This is a genomic window from Rossellomorea sp. GAMAL-10_SWC, assembly GCF_049568075.1.
In the GTDB taxonomy this organism is placed as follows: domain Bacteria; phylum Bacillota; class Bacilli; order Bacillales; family Bacillaceae_G; genus Gottfriedia.
On record NZ_CP144911.1, the window covers coordinates 3,596,510 to 3,616,069 of the forward strand.

At 33.9% G+C, this 19,560-nt stretch carries 17 protein-coding genes; 8 read left to right on the forward strand and 9 right to left on the reverse strand.

Going from position 1 to position 19,560, the window contains the following annotated elements; all coding sequences use genetic code 11:
* The first annotated feature begins 756 nt into the window (after window positions 1-756).
* The 5 genes from V5E38_RS17820 to V5E38_RS17840 all read left to right on the forward strand — a co-directional run bounded on the left by V5E38_RS17820 (window position 757) and on the right by V5E38_RS17840 (window position 6,501).
* Window positions 757-1,179, forward strand: a complete 423-nt coding sequence (locus tag V5E38_RS17820; protein ID WP_097978269.1) for a VOC family protein — start codon at window positions 757-759, stop codon at window positions 1,177-1,179.
* A 186-nt stretch (window positions 1,180-1,365) separates the two neighbouring features.
* Window positions 1,366-2,136 carry a MurR/RpiR family transcriptional regulator gene (locus tag V5E38_RS17825; RefSeq protein WP_499210954.1) on the forward strand — a complete coding sequence of 257 codons (771 nt, stop codon included), beginning with the start codon at window positions 1,366-1,368 and terminating at the stop codon, window positions 2,134-2,136.
* Window positions 2,137-2,327: 191 nt separating this feature from the next.
* Entirely contained in the window at window positions 2,328-3,887 is a 1,560-nt protein-coding gene (gene malX, locus V5E38_RS17830) for a PTS sugar transporter subunit IIBC family protein (protein ID WP_499210955.1), read from the forward strand.
* A gap of 20 nt (window positions 3,888-3,907) precedes the next feature.
* Window positions 3,908-5,098 (forward strand): MalY/PatB family protein, encoded by a 1,191-nt coding sequence (locus V5E38_RS17835; protein WP_499210956.1) that lies wholly within the window; start codon window positions 3,908-3,910, stop codon window positions 5,096-5,098.
* 176 nt (window positions 5,099-5,274) lie between these two features.
* Complete coding sequence (locus V5E38_RS17840; RefSeq protein ID WP_499210957.1) at window positions 5,275-6,501, forward strand: MFS transporter; 1,227 nt, start codon at window positions 5,275-5,277, stop codon at window positions 6,499-6,501.
* A 51-nt stretch (window positions 6,502-6,552) separates the two neighbouring features.
* On the opposite strand, the gene truA is transcribed toward V5E38_RS17840, so the two are convergent.
* Window positions 6,553-7,296, reverse strand: coding sequence for a tRNA pseudouridine synthase A (gene truA / locus V5E38_RS17845; protein WP_499210958.1), 744 nt, complete (start codon window positions 7,294-7,296; stop codon window positions 6,553-6,555).
* Window positions 7,297-7,543: 247 nt separating this feature from the next.
* Between truA and V5E38_RS17850 the strand changes: the two genes are divergently transcribed.
* From V5E38_RS17850 to V5E38_RS17860, 3 genes are all read left to right on the forward strand, one after another.
* A complete protein-coding gene (locus tag V5E38_RS17850) occupies window positions 7,544-8,662 on the forward strand; it encodes a CdaR family transcriptional regulator (RefSeq protein ID WP_499210959.1) in 1,119 nt (372 codons plus the stop codon).
* Window positions 8,663-8,748: 86 nt separating this feature from the next.
* Window positions 8,749-10,161, forward strand: coding sequence for a glycolate oxidase subunit GlcD (glcD, locus tag V5E38_RS17855; RefSeq protein WP_499210960.1), 1,413 nt, complete (start codon window positions 8,749-8,751; stop codon window positions 10,159-10,161).
* Window positions 10,158-11,492, forward strand: a complete 1,335-nt coding sequence (locus V5E38_RS17860) for a (Fe-S)-binding protein (protein WP_499210961.1) — start codon at window positions 10,158-10,160, stop codon at window positions 11,490-11,492. Before glcD ends, V5E38_RS17860 begins: the two co-directional genes overlap by 4 nt.
* Before the next feature lie 116 nt (window positions 11,493-11,608).
* On the opposite strand, the gene V5E38_RS17865 is transcribed toward V5E38_RS17860, so the two are convergent.
* The 8 genes from V5E38_RS17865 to V5E38_RS17900 all read right to left on the reverse strand — a co-directional run bounded on the left by V5E38_RS17865 (window position 11,609) and on the right by V5E38_RS17900 (window position 19,546).
* Window positions 11,609-13,006 (reverse strand): Ig-like domain-containing protein, encoded by a 1,398-nt coding sequence (locus tag V5E38_RS17865; RefSeq protein WP_499210962.1) that lies wholly within the window; start codon window positions 13,004-13,006, stop codon window positions 11,609-11,611.
* A 985-nt stretch (window positions 13,007-13,991) separates the two neighbouring features.
* Window positions 13,992-14,363: a cysteine-rich CWC family protein gene (locus tag V5E38_RS17870; RefSeq protein ID WP_499210963.1), complete on the reverse strand. Its 372-nt coding sequence runs from the start codon at window positions 14,361-14,363 to the stop codon at window positions 13,992-13,994.
* A 219-nt stretch (window positions 14,364-14,582) separates the two neighbouring features.
* Complete coding sequence (locus tag V5E38_RS17875; RefSeq protein WP_248267941.1) at window positions 14,583-15,437, reverse strand: MurR/RpiR family transcriptional regulator; 855 nt, start codon at window positions 15,435-15,437, stop codon at window positions 14,583-14,585.
* Window positions 15,438-15,630: 193 nt separating this feature from the next.
* A complete protein-coding gene (gene murQ, locus V5E38_RS17880) occupies window positions 15,631-16,521 on the reverse strand; it encodes an N-acetylmuramic acid 6-phosphate etherase (protein WP_499210964.1) in 891 nt (296 codons plus the stop codon).
* A 60-nt stretch (window positions 16,522-16,581) separates the two neighbouring features.
* Window positions 16,582-17,490: an N-acetylglucosamine kinase gene (locus V5E38_RS17885; RefSeq protein WP_499210965.1), complete on the reverse strand. Its 909-nt coding sequence runs from the start codon at window positions 17,488-17,490 to the stop codon at window positions 16,582-16,584.
* Between the two features lie 50 nt (window positions 17,491-17,540).
* Window positions 17,541-17,858 (reverse strand): PTS lactose/cellobiose transporter subunit IIA, encoded by a 318-nt coding sequence (locus tag V5E38_RS17890; RefSeq protein ID WP_056468190.1) that lies wholly within the window; start codon window positions 17,856-17,858, stop codon window positions 17,541-17,543.
* A 29-nt stretch (window positions 17,859-17,887) separates the two neighbouring features.
* Entirely contained in the window at window positions 17,888-19,228 is a 1,341-nt protein-coding gene (locus V5E38_RS17895) for a 6-phospho-beta-glucosidase (protein ID WP_499210966.1), read from the reverse strand.
* Window positions 19,229-19,258: 30 nt separating this feature from the next.
* The gene (locus V5E38_RS17900; RefSeq protein WP_499210967.1) at window positions 19,259-19,546 is read right to left on the reverse strand and encodes a hypothetical protein; all 288 of its coding nucleotides are present in this window, start codon (window positions 19,544-19,546) and stop codon (window positions 19,259-19,261) included.
* Window positions 19,547-19,560: the final 14 nt, after the last annotated feature.

Genomic DNA, 19,560 nt, shown 5'->3' on the forward strand with positions numbered 1-19,560 from the left:
TTTGATACTATACTAATTTTAAATTCGTTAACTCTATAATCATAATGGGTTATTCAACCGGACTTTTGGCTTATTCAGTTTGGAGTAAACTTAAAGAATTTAAGTAGAAAAAAAGAGGTTTTTGACATATTCAGTCGAGGAAATTCGAAAAAAATTCATAAACTCGGGAAAATTACATTAATAGGTTGAGACATTTTAGGGTTATATTTGTTTATATTAAATAAAAGATGCAATTTATTATTTTCAATCGAAGTCTCTTCTTTTTTAAATAGGTAAAAATATGGTATTAGAAGTGGTCAGAATAATCTGTCTTTACCATCTTTACGACAAATTTCTACTTATTTTCCCCCTGAACATTGGCAGTGTTGGTGAGTTAGTCTAAAATGGAGCGGTTTTTTGTAAAAATTGTTTTTTAGCTTAATAATGAAGTTAGTTCTGCTATTTTAATTGCGATTATAAGAATTTAATTGCCATTTCCCTTTTTTAATTGCGATTCATAGATTTTAATTGCTGTTTCCCATTTTTAATTGCGATTCATAGATTTTAATTGCGATTCTCCATTTTTAAATGCCCCCTGGGGATTAATACGATTTTTCATCTAAAATTACAACTCCACTATTAATTCATCCCGCCTCGAATAAAAATCAGAATTTTTCATACAATTCCCAAATTTTAGTTTGTTAAATTACCTTTTTTTGGATAGAATGGATTTGTAGGCTTTTAAAGTCTTAATACATAACATTAGGAGTGAAAAAAATGCCAATCGATGTTTATTTAAATTTTAATGGTAATACACGTGAAGCAGTTGAATTCTATGCGGCTGTATTTAACACAGAAACACCAAAAATTATGACTTTCGGTGAAGCACCCCCAAATCCAGAATACCCACTACCTGAAGAAGCGAAAAATTTAGTTATGCATACTAGATTGAACATTAGCGGTAGCAACGTTATGTTCTCTGATACTTTCCCTGGTTTCCCTTTTAACCAAGGTAATAATATTCATTTATCTTTTTTAAGTGAGGATTTAGAAGAACTTAGATCTGTCTTTACTAAATTAAGTGATGGCGGTAAAGTAGAAATGGAACTTCAAGAAACTTTTTGGAGTAAAGCTTATGGTAGCCTAACAGATAAATTTGGCATTCATTGGATGTTTAATCACGGTACTGGTGAATTTTAATTTATAGATAAAAAAGGAAATGAACCCTTATTAATAGGATTCATTTCCTTTTTTTTACATATCTCTACTACACTTCCTCACATGAGATATCTCTCATCTTGCTCCTCAATCTATATTTCTTTTCATTCAGAATATTTCCTATATAATAAGGTATATTTCTAGTTCTCTAAAAGTAGGTGAAATTTTATGCAAATACTATTAAAACGGTTATCACAAAATAGAGAAAAACTTAGCCAGCTTGAAAAACAAGTATTGGATTATATTTTACAAAATACGGATTATATTACGAAGCTGAATCTTGATGAATTATCAAAAGAGCTTTATGTATCGACAGCAACAATTAGTAGAACATGCCAGCAATTAGGCTTTCGTGGGTTTCAAGATTTAAAATATACTCTTTCAATGGAAACAAATAAAGTTCAAAGTCCAGTTTCCTCTACCTCCTATCTCCTTAATACGCATATGGAGAGAATGAAAGAAGAAATGGAAAAAACATTAGAATATATTGATGAAGAAAAGATTAAGCTAGCTGCTTATTATCTAAAGCAAAGTACACATGTTGAAATATTCGGAGTTGGTAACTCACTTCCCGCTTGTGTTGACGCTTCTAGAAAACTCATGTTTGCAGGAAAGTTATGTAATGCGCGAACTGATTGGGACGAGCTACGTAGTGCTGCAAATAGTTTAGCAGAAAATGATTTGGCCATACTAGTTTCATATAGTGGGGAGACTTTACATATGTTAGAATTTGCCCATCTTTTAAAGAATAGGAACGTTAAAACGATCGCCATAACTGGAAGCCACTCAAATCGTTTACAAAAAGAAGTAAGTTTATCTCTTCAAGCTTATATTACAAACACATACTTTGGTGAGCTTGATATGACTTCAAGGTTTCCATTAAGTATGGTACTAGATTTCATTATTATTGCCTATTTAAACGAAATGAAGATATGTTAGTTATTCAAAAGAGACAGAAGTCGTCTATTATCAGACCACTACTGACTCTTTTTATTTATGAACTTATTAGTCTACTGAAAGTAAGCAATATACAAAAAATGTACACGCTTACATAAACACCTCAAACGGTTGTTAAACGATTTTGCCGTGAGTATTCTTAAGACATAATAAAAAACGAAGGAGCTAAAAACATGGCAAAGAAGAAGTCCGTTAAATCACAACTTTGGGAATTTTTTCAAGGGCTAGGTAAGACCTTTATGGTGCCTGTAGCATTATTAGCCTTTATGGGTCTTATATTAGGAATCGGAAGCTCATTTACTAGTCCGACAACTATCGAAACATTCCCATTTTTAGGAAACTCCGTACTCCAAGTTATTTTTAGCTTTATGTCCACTATCGGTGGGTTTGCATTTTCATACTTACCAGTTTTATTTGCAATGGCAATTCCGTTTGGACTTGTACGATATGAAAAAGGTGTCGCTGCTTTCTCTGGATTTGTTGGCTACGTCATCATGCACTTATCAATTAATTTTTATTTAACAGAAACAAATCAATTAGTAGCAGCAGATAAAATGCGTCAAGCTGGTCAAGGTATGGTTATGGGTATACAAACAATTGAAATGGGTGTATTAGGCGGTATCATCGCTGGGATCGTTGTTTATTTGCTACATAACCGCTTTTATAGTATTAAACTTCCAGATGCTTTTGCATTTTTTGGTGGCGCCCGCTTTGTTCCAATTATAACGACACTCGCATTATCAGTTGTTGGGATTATCATTCCAATGATCTGGCCAATTTTCGCAATTATTACAGGAATCGGAAGTTTAATTCAAAAATCTGGCGTTTTAGGACCATTTTTATTCGGTGCTGGTGAGCGTTTACTACTACCATTCGGTCTTCACCATATTTTAGTTGCAATGATTCGATTCACAGAAGCTGGTGGTACTGAAGTCGTTAACGGTCAAACGGTTTCAGGAGCTTTAAATATTTTCTATGCACAATTAAAAGCCGGTGCTCCGATCAGTCCATCAGCAACAGCTTTCTTATCACAAGGAAAAATGCCAACATTCATGTTTGGCTTACCTGCAGTAGCGCTTGCGATTTATCATACTGCCCGTCCAGAAAATCGTAATAAAATTAAGGGACTATTAATCTCTGGTGTTATTGCAACTTTTGTAACCGGTATCACTGAGCCAATCGAATTCTTATTCTTGTTCGTTTCTCCACCTTTATATTTCATCCACGTTATTTTAACGGGATTAGGTTTTATGGTAATGGCTTTATTACATTTAACAATTGGTAACACAGATGGTGGAATATTAGACTTTATTATCTTTGGCGTTTTACAAGGAGTAAAAACAAAGTGGTATCTTGTACCTATAGTAGGAGCAATTTGGTTTACCGTATACTATTCAGTTTTCAGATATGCAATATTGAAATTTAATTTAAAAACTCCTGGTAGAGAAGAAAAAATTGATGATCAACAAAGTGAGGAACCATTAGTGAAAGGAACAAATGCCCAAGCATTAAAAATTCTTACTGCTTTAGGTGGCAAAGAAAACATTCAATCACTAGATAACTGCATTACAAGATTAAGACTTGTTGTAGATAATATGAATATAGTTAATGAAAAAGTTCTAAAGGATTGTGGTGCACTTGGCGTTGTAAAATTAGACGAACACAATTTACAAGTCGTCATTGGTCCGCAAGTTGGTATTCTTAAAACACAATTAGAAAAATTATCATCTTAAATAAATTGGGGTTGTACGAAATGAAATACAAATTTGATCAGATAGTTGATCGGACCGGTACTTATTGTACACAGTGGGACTATATTGAAGATCGATTTGGAGTGCCAGATTTATTACCCTTCTCGATTTCAGATACTGACTTTCAAAGTCCTGATGAAATAATACATGCATTAGAAAAACGAATGAAACATGGTATATTTGGCTATACGCGATGGAATCATGCTGAATTTAAAGAATCAATAATAGATTGGTTTCGTAAGAGATTCTCCTGTGAAATTAAAGAAGATTGGATTGTTTATAGTCCTAGTGTCATTTATTCAATATCAAAAATAATCGAAAACTTGACAAATGTTGGTGATCATGTCGTTATCCAAACTCCTGCCTATGATGCCTTCTTTAAAGTAATTCAAGATAACAATCGTTTCATTTCTGACAATCAATTAATCTACGAAAATGGGAAATATCGAATCGATTTTGATGATTTAGAACAAAAACTATCTCACGACCGTGCCAAGATCCTTCTGCTATGTAGTCCGCATAACCCTTCAGGGCGTGTTTGGACAATGCATGAATTGGAAAGGATTGTGCGCTTATGTAATAAACATAATGTATTTATCATTTCTGATGAAATTCATATGGATATCGTATATGAACCTAATTTCCATATTCCGATTATAAACACTAGCATTAATTTGGAGAATGTATGTATTTGTACTTCTGCAAGTAAAACGTTTAACACTCCCGGGCTAGGTGGATCATATATGATTTTACCAAACCAAATGATCAACAAAGAATTTCTTCTATCTTTAAAAAATCGAGATGGCCTTTCATCTGCAAGCATTTTTGGGACACTTGCGACAATCGAAGCCTACAAAACATGTGAGGACTGGGTTGATGAATTAGCCGAATATACTCATGATAATTTAAAAACAGTAGAAAATTATCTTAACAATCATCTTCCAAAACTTAAATTTACATTACCAGAATCAACATACTTAGCATGGATTGATATTTCCGGGCTACCTTTTTCTAGTGAGCAATTACAACATGCCCTCGTTCATCACGCAAAAGTTGCCATTATGCCCGGAGAGACATATGGTGATGCTGGGAAAGGATTTATCCGCTTGAATACTGGATGTCCCAAATCTAAGATTATTGAAGGATTAAATCGTCTAAAAAAAGCAATAGATTACTTAGAAAGTAATAAATAGTTCGTTTAATAACCCTCTAAAGGTAGAAGATCAGTAATCTACTTTAGAGGGTTATTCATTTAAGAATAGTTAAAAATTGTTTATTCATTTTCTTGAACAAGTAGCTATTAATTAGCCAATTAACATATATTCTATTAAGTCACTTTTTTTAGAATATAAATTAGGGAAGTGTTTGAATGACATCCACTAAAGTTATTAAGCCATTCTCAACGAACTGGTATGTTTTACTTTCGTTTGCTGCACTTGCTGGGATTAGTCAAATGCTTTGGTTAAATTTTGCACCTCTAATTTCATATTTAAAATCACATTACGAAGTTTCAGAGTCAGATATTAATTGGTTATTAATTGTATTTCCATTAATCTATATTTTATTTTCAATCCACTCAGGTAAAGTAATTGATCGAGCTGGATATCGATTTAGTATTTTACTAGGTGGCATTTTCATGTCAGTTTTTTCTACTATTAGAATTTTTGATTCAAGCTTCTCATTTTTGCTAATTGGTCAATTAGGAATTGCGATTGGCCAACCTTATATTTTAAATGCAATATCAAGTTTAGTAGTTGATTGGTTTCCTAAAAATAAACAAGCTACCGCCACTGGCATTGGCACAGTCGGGATGTTCGTCGGAATGGCCGTAGCCTTAGCGGGGACACCGCTTCTAGTAGATCTTTTTGGATTCCAACCCTCATTAGTCATCATGTCAATTTTAACAATTCTTGCATCACTCCTTTTCTACTTCATCGGTCATCATAATTCAGCTTTCAAACGAAATTCTAATACTTCAGGAAGTTTTAGTACTACATTTAAATTATTAAAAAACAAGAATCTTTTACTATTAAACATCGTTTCCTTTTTAGGTTTAGGAGTCTTTAATGGATTAACATCCTGGCTTGAACAAATCTTAAAACCGTACGGAATTTCATCAGAACAAGCCGGAATTGTAGGTGGCACTTTAATAGTCGGCGGTATTATTGGTTCAATTGTGATTCCGCTGTTTTCAGATAAAGTTGGTAAAAGAAAGCCCTTCTTATTAGTCACGATCATCGGCTCCCTTCTATTAATCTATCCAGTTTGTACTTCAGGTAATTTTGCTTTTCTAATTATAATAGGTAGCGTCCTTGGATTCATATTTTTACCTGCTTTTGCTTTGCTGCTGTCAGCTACAGAAGAACTAGTTGGTGAAAAAGTATCTGGTGAAGCAACAGGACTACTATTGATGGCAGGGAATTTAGGTGCTGTAATTGTAATTGGAGCGATGCAGCTAATTAAAGGTGGGCAATCATCGTGGAATCATTCAGTCTATTTCGTATTGTTATTAATGTTAATTGGATTGATTCTTATGCTTTTATTTAAAGAAAGAGCTTGTTTGGTAGTTGATAACAAGAAAAATGGTAACGAATAAAAGTAAAAAAAAGCATTGGAATCCATAAATTCCAATGCTTTTTTTTTAAAATTATGACTTAAATTCAATTTTCTCCAAATACAACCCACCAGGATCCGCAAGATTACTCACTTGAGCACGATCCTTCAACTCAATTATTTTCTGTATATTTTCAGTATGTAATCTACCTGCTCCGACTTCAATTAATGTTCCTACAATCTTTCTTACCATATTGTATAAGAAACCATTCCCGCTAATTCTTATTTGAATAAATCCGTCTTTCTTTTCAAAATCAATCGAGTAGATTTCTCTTACCATTGACTTCTTTTTAGATTTCGCATTTGAAAATGCTGTAAAATCATGCTCACCTAAAAAGTACTCTGCTGCAGCCTTCATTTTTTTAAGATCTAGTTTCTCTTCTACATGCATACTGTATTTACGCATAAATGGATTCGTATATTCCTCATTCCATATTTTATAGATATACGTTTTTGCACTAGTATTATATCTTGAATGGAAACGGTCAGATTCAATCGAAACTTCCTTTATACTAATATCTCTAGGTAAATAACGATTTAAATAACTTTTAATTTCTATTTCTGGCATGTTCTCTTTTATTTTAAAATTAGCAACCTGTTCAAATGCATGTACACCTGCATCCGTTCGACTACTTCCAATAATTTCAACTTCTCTTCCTACCATTTCTGATATTACATTCTCGATTTTACCTTGAATTGTATTTTCACCGTTACCAAGTCTTTGCCAGCCTTTATATCGGCCCCCATCATATTGAATGACTAATTTATAATTGTTCATCTCTTGCTCCTTTATCTAACACTATGTATGTTTTGCTTTTAACCTAAGTCCTTAAAATACTTATTTTTTTACTTATACACTTCCTGCTCTTAACACTTTACCACTTTTTAATCACATATCCTATTTTTAGCCTATTGGCTCTAAGTTCATAACTTATTTAACTTTTTCACAAACTACTTAAAGACTGTATAGTAGAAATAAGACATTTTACTTTATACTTATAGTAACAATTTTGAGGGAGTTTGACATGGTACTTGATGAGTTGGCATTAAAGATCATTAATGAAGTTAGAAAGTTAATACAAGAAGATATCATTATTATTAATACGGATGGCATCATTATAGCAAGTACAGACCCAGCACGAACTGGTACATTTCATGAAGGCTCATTAATTGCAATTAATGAAAGAAAAACGTTTACGATTACATCTGATGATGAAAATCGTTTAAATGGTGTGAAGGCTGGAATTAATCTTCCTATTTATTTTCAAAATGAAATAGTCGGAGTAATTGGCATTACAGGAAACCCCGATCAGATTTCCCCTTTTGGAGAAATGCTTCGTAGGATGACAGAATTATTAATTAGAGAAAACTATTATACAGATCAAATTGATTTACAACAAAGAACGTTAGAAGCATTTGTATTTGATTGGATTCAAGATATTGAATGGGATGATCATTTTTATGAACGTTCTACTATGCTAAATATTGATTTAAGTTATATTAGGCAGGTTATTATTTTTGAATGGGAAAATACGAATATGGTCCCAATCGATACAAGACAACTAATAATTGATTTAGCGAATCGAAATAAAGATGACGTATTTGTTCGTTGGGGCAATAATCGAATTGTATTTTTGATGAAAGTTGACGATACGAATAAAGATATTCATAAACTACAAAGAATGCATGATTTATATGAGATCATAAAAAGTCGATTAAATTCACCCATTGCTGCAGGCGTTGGGCAACAAATCTCTCCAAAACAATTACATCAATCATATTATCAAGCGGATCGTGCTTTAAAAGTTGCATTAAAAACAAGTTCAATTATTTTTGATGAAGATTTAACAATTGATTTAATTCTGCAGGAACTTTCACAAGAGATTAAGAAAACATTTATAGAACGGACAATTGCACCTTTATTAAGTGAAGAGGAGTTATTTATTACAATTAAAGAGTATTTAAATCAAAATCAGTCTCTTAAAAAAACCGCTCAATCCTTACATATTCATATAAACACACTTCTGTACCGCTTAGGTAAAATTACTGAATTAACGAAATTGAATCCGAAAGATATCCAAGATTTAGTTAAATTGTATATCGGAACATACCTACTAGATGATTCTACAAAAAAACACCGATAATTGGTGTTTTTTCTGTATGTTCCTCTATAGTAAATTCATCTATTAACTCTTTATACTTGAATTAAGATAATGGGGGGAATTTATTTATGATTACAAATGACATTGCACAAAGTTTTATAGCAATTGTTGGAAAAGAAAATTATGATGATTCAAAAGTGGAAAGACTCGTATATTCCTACGATGCTACACCAAATTTGCAAGCTCTTCCGGATGCAGTCATTAGTCCTCGTTCTACTAAAGAGGTATCCGAAATCGTTAAAATCTGTAACGAAAACCACATTCCAATCGTTCCTAGAGGCTCAGGAACGAATTTATGCGGTGGTACTTGTCCAACAGATGGCGGGATCGTTATCTTATTTAAACACTTAAACAATATTCTTGAGATAGATGAAGAAAACTTAACTATTACAGCTCAACCTGGTGTAGTGACTCTTGATATGATCAATACAATCGAAGAAAAAGGCCTATTTTATCCACCAGATCCAAGCTCAATGAAAATTTCTACAATTGGTGGAAATATTAATGAAAATTCAGGTGGATTACGTGGATTAAAATATGGTGTAACACGTGATTATGTCATCGCACTTGAAATCGTATTAGCAAACGGAGACATTATTCGAACTGGTGGAAAGCTAGCAAAAGATGTTGCTGGATATGATTTTACTCGTTTATTTGTTGGTTCTGAAGGTACTTTAGGTATTATTACCGAGGCTACATTAAAGCTTATTCCAATGCCAGAAACGAAAAAAACAATGCTTGCATTGTATGATAGCTTGGAAGATGCAGCCAGAACGGTCTCTAAAATTATTGCTAATAAAATTATTCCTACTTCCCTTGAATTTATGGATCAACCTACCCTAGAAGTTGTTGAGAACTTTGCACAGATTGGACTACCGACCGATGTAAAAGCTGTCTTATTAATTGAACAAGATGGTCCAAGTGAAGTTGTAAACAGAGATATCGAATTAATAAAATCAATTTGCCAGCAAGAAAAATGTATTTCAGTTAGCGTAGCTAAATCCGAAGAAGAAGCAGTAGCATTACGTACGGCTAGACGCTCTGCTCTTTCAGCTCTTGCACAATTAAGACCAACAACAATTTTAGAGGATGCAACTGTCCCTCGTTCTAAAATTGCTGAAATGGTCTCTGCAATTAATGTGATTGCTGAAAAACATAATGTAAAAATTTGTACATTCGGCCATGCAGGCGATGGAAATCTGCACCCTACTTGTCCTACCGATGCTCGTGATCACGAAGAAATGGAACGCGTAGAAATGGCTTTTGCAGAGATATTTGAAAAAGCTATTGAACTAGGTGGTACGATTACAGGTGAACACGGTGTTGGAATCGTAAAAGCTCCTTACCTTGAATTAAAGCTAGGTAAAGAAGGCATTACCGCAATGCTTGCTGTCAAATCAGCCCTAGATCCAAATCATATTATGAACCCAGGCAAAGTCTTTGCAAAAGACAGTCGTAAAAGAATGGTGGTGTCAAAATGACAACACTTCAAGAACAACAAGCGATTGGTCAACAATTTAAAGAGCGAATGAACGAAGACAAGCTTCTAAACTGTATGCGATGCGGTTTTTGTTTACCGAGCTGTCCAACTTATATTGAATCAGGTCAAAAAGAATCACACTCACCACGTGGTCGTATCGCATTAATGAAAGCAGTAACAGATGGATTAATTGAACCGGATGAAGATGTGGAACGTACACTTGAGCTTTGTCTTGGATGTCGTGCATGTGAGCCTGTTTGCCCATCTGGTGTGAAATACGGTCATCTACTAGAAGAAGCTAGAGATATTATTGCTCAACACAAAAAACATTCACTTCCTGCAAGAGCTGTTCGGAAAGTTGTATTTAAAGAACTTTTCCCGCATCAAAAACGTATGAGACTCGCAGTTGGTTTATTAGGTTTATATCAACGAACAGGCCTTCAAGTCGTAGCAAGAAAAGCTGGAATTATGAAGTTAATCCCAAACAATTTATCTGCAATGGAAAAGGTTTTACCAAAGGTCCCGACTATGAAACAAATGAAGTCACGCCCTGACTATTTGCCACCATTAAAAGAAAAAGTAAAGAAGGTGGCATTTTTCTCTGGATGTTTAATGGATACAATGTTCTTAGAAACAAACAATGCAACGATGAAGCTATTACAATTAGCTGGTTGTGAGATTGTCATCCCAAAAGACCAGGCGTGTTGTGGTGCATTACATGGTCATAGTGGTGAAAAGTCGATTGCGAAAGATATGGCAAAGAAAAACATTGAAGCCTTCGAAAATCTCGGAGTAGATTATATCATTACAAATGCAGGAGGCTGTGGTGGTTTCCTAATTGACTATGATCATCTTCTTAAAGACGATCCAAATTGGAAAGATCGAGCTCTAGCGTTTAAAAATAAACTAAAGGATATATCAGAAATTCTAGTAGAAGTTGAGTTTCATAATAAAGTAAAATTAAGTTTACCAGAACAAATTATTACGTATCAGGATTCATGCCATTTAAGAAATGTCATGAAAACAGCTTCTGCTCCAAGAACATTATTGAAGTCAATTCAAAATGTACACTATCACGAAATGAAAGATGCAGATCGTTGCTGCGGCTCAGCTGGTATTTATAATATCGTCGAATCCGAAATGTCGATGCAAATACTAGATTACAAGATGAAGCAAGCAACAAAAACACAAGCTACTACAATTGTAACTGCTAACCCTGGATGCTTATTACAAATGAAGCTAGGTGTAGATCGAGAGAATCAATCAGAACATGTGGAAGTCGTACACATAGTTGATTTACTTTTAAAAGCTGCTGAATATAAAGCAATTTAATACTAAAAAAACACAAGGAGATTAATTTCCCTTGTGTTTTTTTATTGCCCTACTATACGGTTTGACTTTATACAATTAAAAAGCCAAGGAATAGATCCTTGGCTCCTATATAAATATTAATGTCTTACAACAGTATATGTTGAAGCAGCACTAGTATTTCCTGCTTTATCTTTTGCAGTTACAGAAATGACAGTTCCTTTTTTCTGAGCTGCAATCTTAACTGAGTAATTTCCTACCGAATCAGCAGTTGCAGATCCTAATACCGTAGTACCTCTTTTAACAGTTACTGTTGAACCTTTTTCAGCTTTTCCAGTTACTTTTAAATCATTGTCATCTACTTTATTAATTGTTGGTTTACCTGGAGGAATTACATCAACAACAGTTACAGTAGTTGCCACACTTGTATTTCCTGCAGCATCTTTAGCTGTTACTGTTAATTTAGTGCCAGCTACTTGAACAGCGATTTTCGCTGAATACGTTCCAGTAGAAGTAGCCTTTACAGTCGCTAGTGTTGTTGTCCCTCTTTTAATCGTAACAGTAGAACCAGCTTCCGCTTTACCTGTTACAACTACATCGTTATTATCAACTCTGTTAACAATTGGTTTTGCAGGCGCAATTACGTCTACAACTTTTGTTGTTCCAGCTACACTCGTATTCCCAGCTGCATCCTTTGCATAAACACTTAACGTTACTCCAGCTTTTTGTACAGGAATCTTAACCGAATAAGTTCCAGTTGATGTTGCTTTTGTAGGAGTTCCTAATACCGTACTACCATTTTTAACTGTTACAGTAGAATTGGCTTCGGCCTTTCCAGTTACAACTACATCATTGTTATCAACTTTGTTTACAGTCGGTTTAGTTGGTGCTACATTGTCATTGAATAATGTGTAAATTCCATAATAATCATCTTCTGTATTATCATCGTAATCAGTATTGTCGTAATCTAATACACCTACATAATATGTACCGGCCTTAGCTTGGTAGTATTGTTCTTCAACACCAGTTTCTTCATCATAATTATAACCCTCATAAACTAATCGGCTATCTTCAACGTAATCTTTTTGATACACTCCCATTGCTAATTCGATATTTCCCGGCCCTAAAGCAGCTCCGCCTAAAAGAATTTCTCCGTCAGTAGGTATGACGATTTTGAAATAATCTAGATCGTATCTAGGTGCTAACTGACCATACATTATCGCTCCAAGTGGTAAGTTGTTTGCTGTGACAAAATCATCATTTTCTTCCATCTCATCCAACTCATCTGGTTCGCTAGTACTGTAGCTTGATAGAGTACTAGATGGTTTTATATTAAAATGATTAAAGTTTGATTTTAAACCTAAAACTTTAAACGTATGAAAATCATTTGAACCTTCCAATACTTGCTTTTCTATATGATTTTTACTAGCTTTCTTTAAAATTTCATAACTGTTTCCTTCTGCATGAGCAGTTGTGAAAGATAATGGTGAAGCTAATAAACCTAATGTTGCTAAAGATAAAATTCCCTTTTTCATCATAATATTCTTTCCCCTCTGTATTTCGTTCGTTATAGTGAACCTCTTATTAGTATCCTTCAATAATTACCCAAGCGCAATAAAAATTTTACCTTAAACTAATAAAACTTTATGCCCGCTAAACAATGCTTAAGTTCGATTTGATTTGATCACATAATCACCCTTAGTAGTATCAAAACATGTTGTGATTGTAACTAACAACTTCATTTCTGATATCACCTCCCTTAGTGAATGGATTACACCAACCACAATAGCATTTGCGTTTTTCCTGCCTTCCCGAAGGCTTTCTTCTCCTTTATATTTTTGATGTTAATCATATTGTACCTACATACCCTTTCATTTTTTTGAGTACCAGACTGATCATCAAATCAACTCTCTTAAAAATGGAATCTGTTAAACTAAAATGTTGATTTTTGCGTACTAAAAAAGACTGTTTTAAACTAAACAGTCTTTTCAGAGTGTTGAAATATAAAATGGTCAAAAGGGAAAACGGACTTTAAGTGAACATTTAATAAAGGTAAAAATTGCATTTTTCGAATGATCTTTTAATGGTTTTAAATGTTAATATAGCTTTTTTTAGAAAACAAATTTGATTGTTTAGTTTAATAAATGTTCAATATTAATTGATCTACAATCTGATTAAAATAAAACACTTAGTTTATTCTAAAAAAGGCTATCTGATTAGGTTTTATCGCGGACATTTTTTGATGAATAAGTTGATTGGAATGGAGGGATGCTCGACTCCTATGGGATTAGCGGGAAGGCTGAGACCCCGCAGGCGCGCCGAGGAGGCTCAGGTCTCGCCCAATGGAAAGCGAGCATCCTGTAATGGAAATCAACATCACTCTACTCCTTTTACGAAAATTTGATAATTAATTGACATGGTTGTTTCTAAACAGTCTACTTAATGATTATTCAACTAATGCATTAAGTTAGTTGTTTACGAGTATCGACTCCTTACATGTTCCTAAAAATGAATAAAAAACTATTATATTATTCCGGAATTTTCAGAGGTACAGCTTAAGTAATTAGCACATTTCTCTTTGAAACACTTAGTTACTGTTCCTGGTTTAAGTTGATCTTTAAACTTCTCATAACAATAACATACTTCTTCGTCCTGTTTAGATGCATTCTTTCGACCAAAGACCATTGGTCCGATATTAGAAGGTTTTAAGTCTTCTATTTTGTTAACTTCTTTGTACTGCTCTAAACAAGACTTACATATACAAGATTTTCTTACTTCATCTGGTGATATCTGATCAAATATTTCTCTTGGAAAATATTCATCATTACACCAACAGTTCTTCCCACTTGAGCACTTATTCTCATTACCACACATGGGACAGAGCTTAATTGCCATGAAATACCCTCCTCAATAATCTGGTTACCAAAGGAATTTCCTTTTTATTCTATTCAATCAATTAACTGGTTTACTAAATTTATCCATTTAATTATATCATTCCTTGTTACTCTAAACTGCCATATAGTTGATTTACTTTAACAGAGCATAAAAATAAAAAGCACAAGGAACGTTGATTTCCTTGTGCTTATATTACCTAAATCCTTAATCCGGCACTATTTACTTTTTTAATGAAGATATAGCCGTTCTTGTTTGATCGATATACTGAATTGTTTGATCGTATTCTTGTGTCGCGACAGCCATAAATAAGATATCGATGACATGTAATTGAGCCATTCTCGATGAGGTTGCTCCACTTCGAAATGTTGCTTCCCTATGTGGTGAATTGAATAATTTAATGTCCGCTAAGTTTGATACAGAATTGGAACCAAAGCCGGTGATACTAATGGTGTTCACGCCGTTTTCCTTAGCAATTTGAAGAGCTTTTTGAACCTCTAGCGTTTCTCCAGAAAATGAAATTCCTACTAAGACATCATTCTCCTCGTGGTTCGCTATTTGAACAGCTAACAAATGCAAATCAGTAAATGCAGAGGTGTATTTTTTTATACGTAAGAATTTTTGTTGAGCGTCTAAGGCAACTACCATTGACCCACCTACACCGAAGAAATAAATATTTCTCGCTTTTGTTAAAGCTTGAACTGCTTCCTCTAAATCACTCACATTAATAATATCGCTAGTATCTTTGATGGCCTGAATATTATTATTCATCATCTTTTTAATAATTGAACTAGTTGATTCCCCTAAATTGATATCCCTCGATCCTACTTCTGTTGTCGTAATAATATCACCTGCAATTCGTAGCTTAAGCTCTTGAAAACCCTTTAGACCCAGTGAACGACATAATCGAATAATTGCAGAATTGCTTGTTTGGCTCTTTTCCGCGAGTTCAAAAACTGTATATTGAATCGATTTTTCTGGGTTTTCAATTATATATTTAGCTGCTCTTCTTTCAGATGGTGGAAGTTTATACAGCATCTCGTTTAACATGATTAAACCGCCATTTAATGCATTCATTTAATCTACTCAACTCTCTCTTTATTTATATAAAACGAAGAATTTGGAAATTTCCAACCAACATTTTCCCCTCTTTTAATGGGATTCAAAATATGTCTTTAAACAAATTATAAAATATTAGGAAGAAAATCTGAATTATATTTTATATGAAATAGAAGGCGACAGACTAGTAGTACTAGTTGTCGCCCTCTAATTAATTTTTTACTACCTTGCTAATAAAACCACTAGCTTTATTCAAACTGACAATTGCTTCATCATAATTCATTCCGGTTAAAATCATAACGATTGCTACTTTCGTTTGATTATTTGCTTTCTGTAAGTAATTACTTGCCGTTTCATAATCACAGCCAGTAGCTTCAACTATTATTCTTTTCGCTCGATCAACTAGTTTATTATTCGTTAATTGCAGGTCTACCATTAGATTTTTATATACTTTTCCAATTCCAATCATTGAAGCTGTCGAAATCATATTACAAATAAGCTTTTGGGATGTACCAGCTTTTAATCGGGTAGAGCCTGTTAACACTTCTGGACCATTATCTACTTCAATTTTTTGGAAGGCAACCTCTCCAATTTTTGAACCTTTATTACACGATACCGCTACAGTTTTTGCTCCAATCTCGTTCGCATACTTTAAAGCACCTATTACATAAGGCGTTCTTCCCGATGCTGCAATACCAATCACGATATCATTTTTTGTAAGGGATATTCGTAATAAGTCATCCTTACCTAGTTCTTCGCTATCTTCGGCACCTTCAACAGCTTTAATAAAGGCCCTTTCTCCGCCTGCAATTAATCCAATGACTTCACTAAGGTTCGTTCCAAATGTAGGTGGGCACTCAACTGCATCTAGTAGACCAATTCGTCCGCTTGTACCAGCACCTGTATAAATTAAACGTCCTCCGTTTTGAAATGCTTCAACAACTAACTGAACTACATTTGAAATCATCGGAATTTGTTCCCTAACTGCTAGAGCCACCTTTTGGTCTTCTTCATTCATTATATTTAAAAACTCATCGACGCTTAGTTGATCTAAGTTACTCGTACGATTGTTTCTAATTTCGGTTGTTAAGTTTTCTAACACAATTACACCTCAATCATAAGGCAGGATTTTAATTCCTACCCCCTGTTTTTACCGCATTAATTATTCCTTACGTGAATTAACTTCTTTCCTAGCTAATAAATATCCTCCAAAGGTCGAAGAGATTTCGTCCGTGTAAAATGTTACTGTTGGATCGTGCTCATGTATTGTTTGAATAAACGTTTTCTGAACGACTGATATTCGACTTAGAATACTTCCTTTTATTGCAACTCGTGGCTCTTCTCGAAGATTTAACTTTTTTAAGGCTTGGATAGTCGTTTTCCCAAGATGTTGACCAGCTCTTTCTAGAACAGATAAGGCCATTAAATCACCTATGTTGGCCATTTCAACGATAAATGGAACATGTGAAGCAATTTCAGCTTTTGTATTGTGATAAATATATTTTTTAAGTTCTTCTGCTTCTTTTAACTGTAACTTTTCCAGCATTTTCAAAGATAAATAACTTAATGGGATACCTTCATCAAATTCCTGTGTAATCTTTTTAAAGATTTCAATGCAAATCCAATATCCACTTCCTTTATCCCCTAGAAGATGTCCCCATCCACCTGCCGTAACAGTCCGTTCTTTATGCCTTCCGATACAAATTGAACCTGTACCAGCGATTGTTAATACACCACTTTGCCCATTTAGTAATGCTGCATGTGCAATTTGTGCATCATTAACTATTTTAAATGGGATATGAAAAGCATCATTTAGTGCCTTTTCTAACGGACCTCGGTCTTTCACTCCACCAATTCCAGCAATTCCTAAAAATAAGAACAGGCAATTCTCTTTTGATAAAGGGCTCAAGCAATTTTCAATTGCTTCTATAATATGATTTATTCCATCTTCCTCATTGATTAGTAAATTACTAAAACCAGAATAACCTTGACTAATAATTTCTCCATCCAAATTATAAGCAATAGCCTCTGACTTCGTTCCTCCACCATCAAGACCTATAACATATTTCACTAAAACTGCCCCCTACCATCTTCCGTCTATTCTATTACTATATGAATCGATTATTTCTCGGCTAATTTTTTATGTAAACGAATGATATGCTCTATAAGCTTTTGTTCACTCATAGCAGTCATTAGATGATCTTGAGCATGAATCATTAATAGAGACTTTTCACATGGCTGACCATTTAATTCGGCTTGTATTAAAGTCGTTTGTGTTTTATGTGCATGACCAATTTCTTGGTGAGACTCTTCGATTAAGCGATCTGCTGTTTCAAAATCATTTTTTTCTGCAGCCTCTAATGCCTCGTAAGCTAGTGATCTCGCATTCCCACCGTGTGATATAATTTCAAAAATTTCCTGTTCGTTAGTCATCATCATATTCATACTCCTTAATTTTTGTTTTATCCTTATTGAATTACCAATTCTTCTTTATAAAATAATGGTAAGTATTCTTTATGAGCATCTAAAAGTGCATCTAGTACTTCCTTTGCAACTTCATCACTTGGAACTAAAGGATTAATCGTTAATGCCAATAAAGCTTTTTCATAAGATCCAGTAACAGCTGCTTCAGCTCCAACTCGTTCAAATGATTTAATCTGCTGAACTAATCCATTTATTTGAGGTGGTAATTCACCTACTGATATTGGAATTGGTCCTTGCTTTGTAACGATACAATTCACCTCTACAGCTGATTCATTCGGAATCCCTTGTATTGAGCCATTATTTTGAACGTTTAATACTTGGATATCCTTTTTATCATTATAAATAGATGTAATTAAGCTACAAGCGGCATCACTGTAATAAGCTCCACCTCGTTTTTCCAGCTGTGGCGGTTTAATAGTTAAATTCTCATCTTTATATAATTCAAATAAATCAGCTTCCAACTTCTTAACGACCTCTGCTCGAGTAGTCCCAGTTTTAAAAGATTCTAATTCTTCATCTAATATATGTTTCGTTTTGTAATAGTAACGATGATATGGATTAGGAAGTACACCTAATGACATAAGAAATTCCTTTTGCCATGGTAATGGTGCGATATTTTTCATTGTCATTTGTATTTCTGGATTCGCTAATAACTCTAATACATGTTCAGTCACTTCTTTTCCATCAACATAAACATGAAGCCCATAAACCATATGGTTTAATCCAGCAAAATCAATATGTACACGACTTAGATCAACTTCTAACAATTTAGCGATCGTCATTGTCATATTAATTGGTACATTACAAACTCCAATTACCTTTTTATGTTTACTATATCGAAGTAATGCTTCAGTAACCATTCCAGCAGGATTTGTAAAGTTAATCAACCATGCATCAGGGCATAGTTGTTGCATTTCTTCAGCAATTTCAAGTAATACTGGTATTGTTCTTAGACCTTTAAATAGACCACCTGCACCATTCGTTTCTTGACCAATCATACCGAATTGTAAAGGGATACGTTCATCTTTAATTCGTGCCTCTAGTAAGCCTACCCGCATTTGAGTCGTTACAAAATCAGCATCCTTTAGCGCTAATTTTCGGTCTAACGTTAAGTGAATTTCCATTGGAACTCCAGCTTCTTTTACCATTCGTTTAGCTAAATTACCAACGATCTCTAACTTTTCCTTCCCTGCTTCTATATCAACTAACCATAACTCACTTACAGGAAGTTCATTGTATCTTTTAATAAAACCTTCAACTAATTCTGGAGTATAGCTAGAGCCGCCGCCTATTGTTACGATTTTAATTCCTCTTTTTTTATTCATCTAAAACACACCTTCATTTCATATTTTTTCTTATGAATTGAATACAACAAGATAACAAGTCACTGTGCAGAAAACTAATAATGTAATAAATAGAATTAAAGCTTGTTTCTTATTCTTAAACTTACCTTCAATAAATACAATCACGCCTGTAAGTCCTACACTCAAACCAATACTATTTGTAATAAATACAGCAAGATCTCTAGTCATTCCTAAAAAGAGTAGAACAGGATTAAAGATAAGATTAAACGCAAGAATAAATACAAAAAATGCAAATGCACCTTTATAACTAAAAAAATGGAGATTCTTTGTAGTGTTCATGTTAAGCTTCCTTT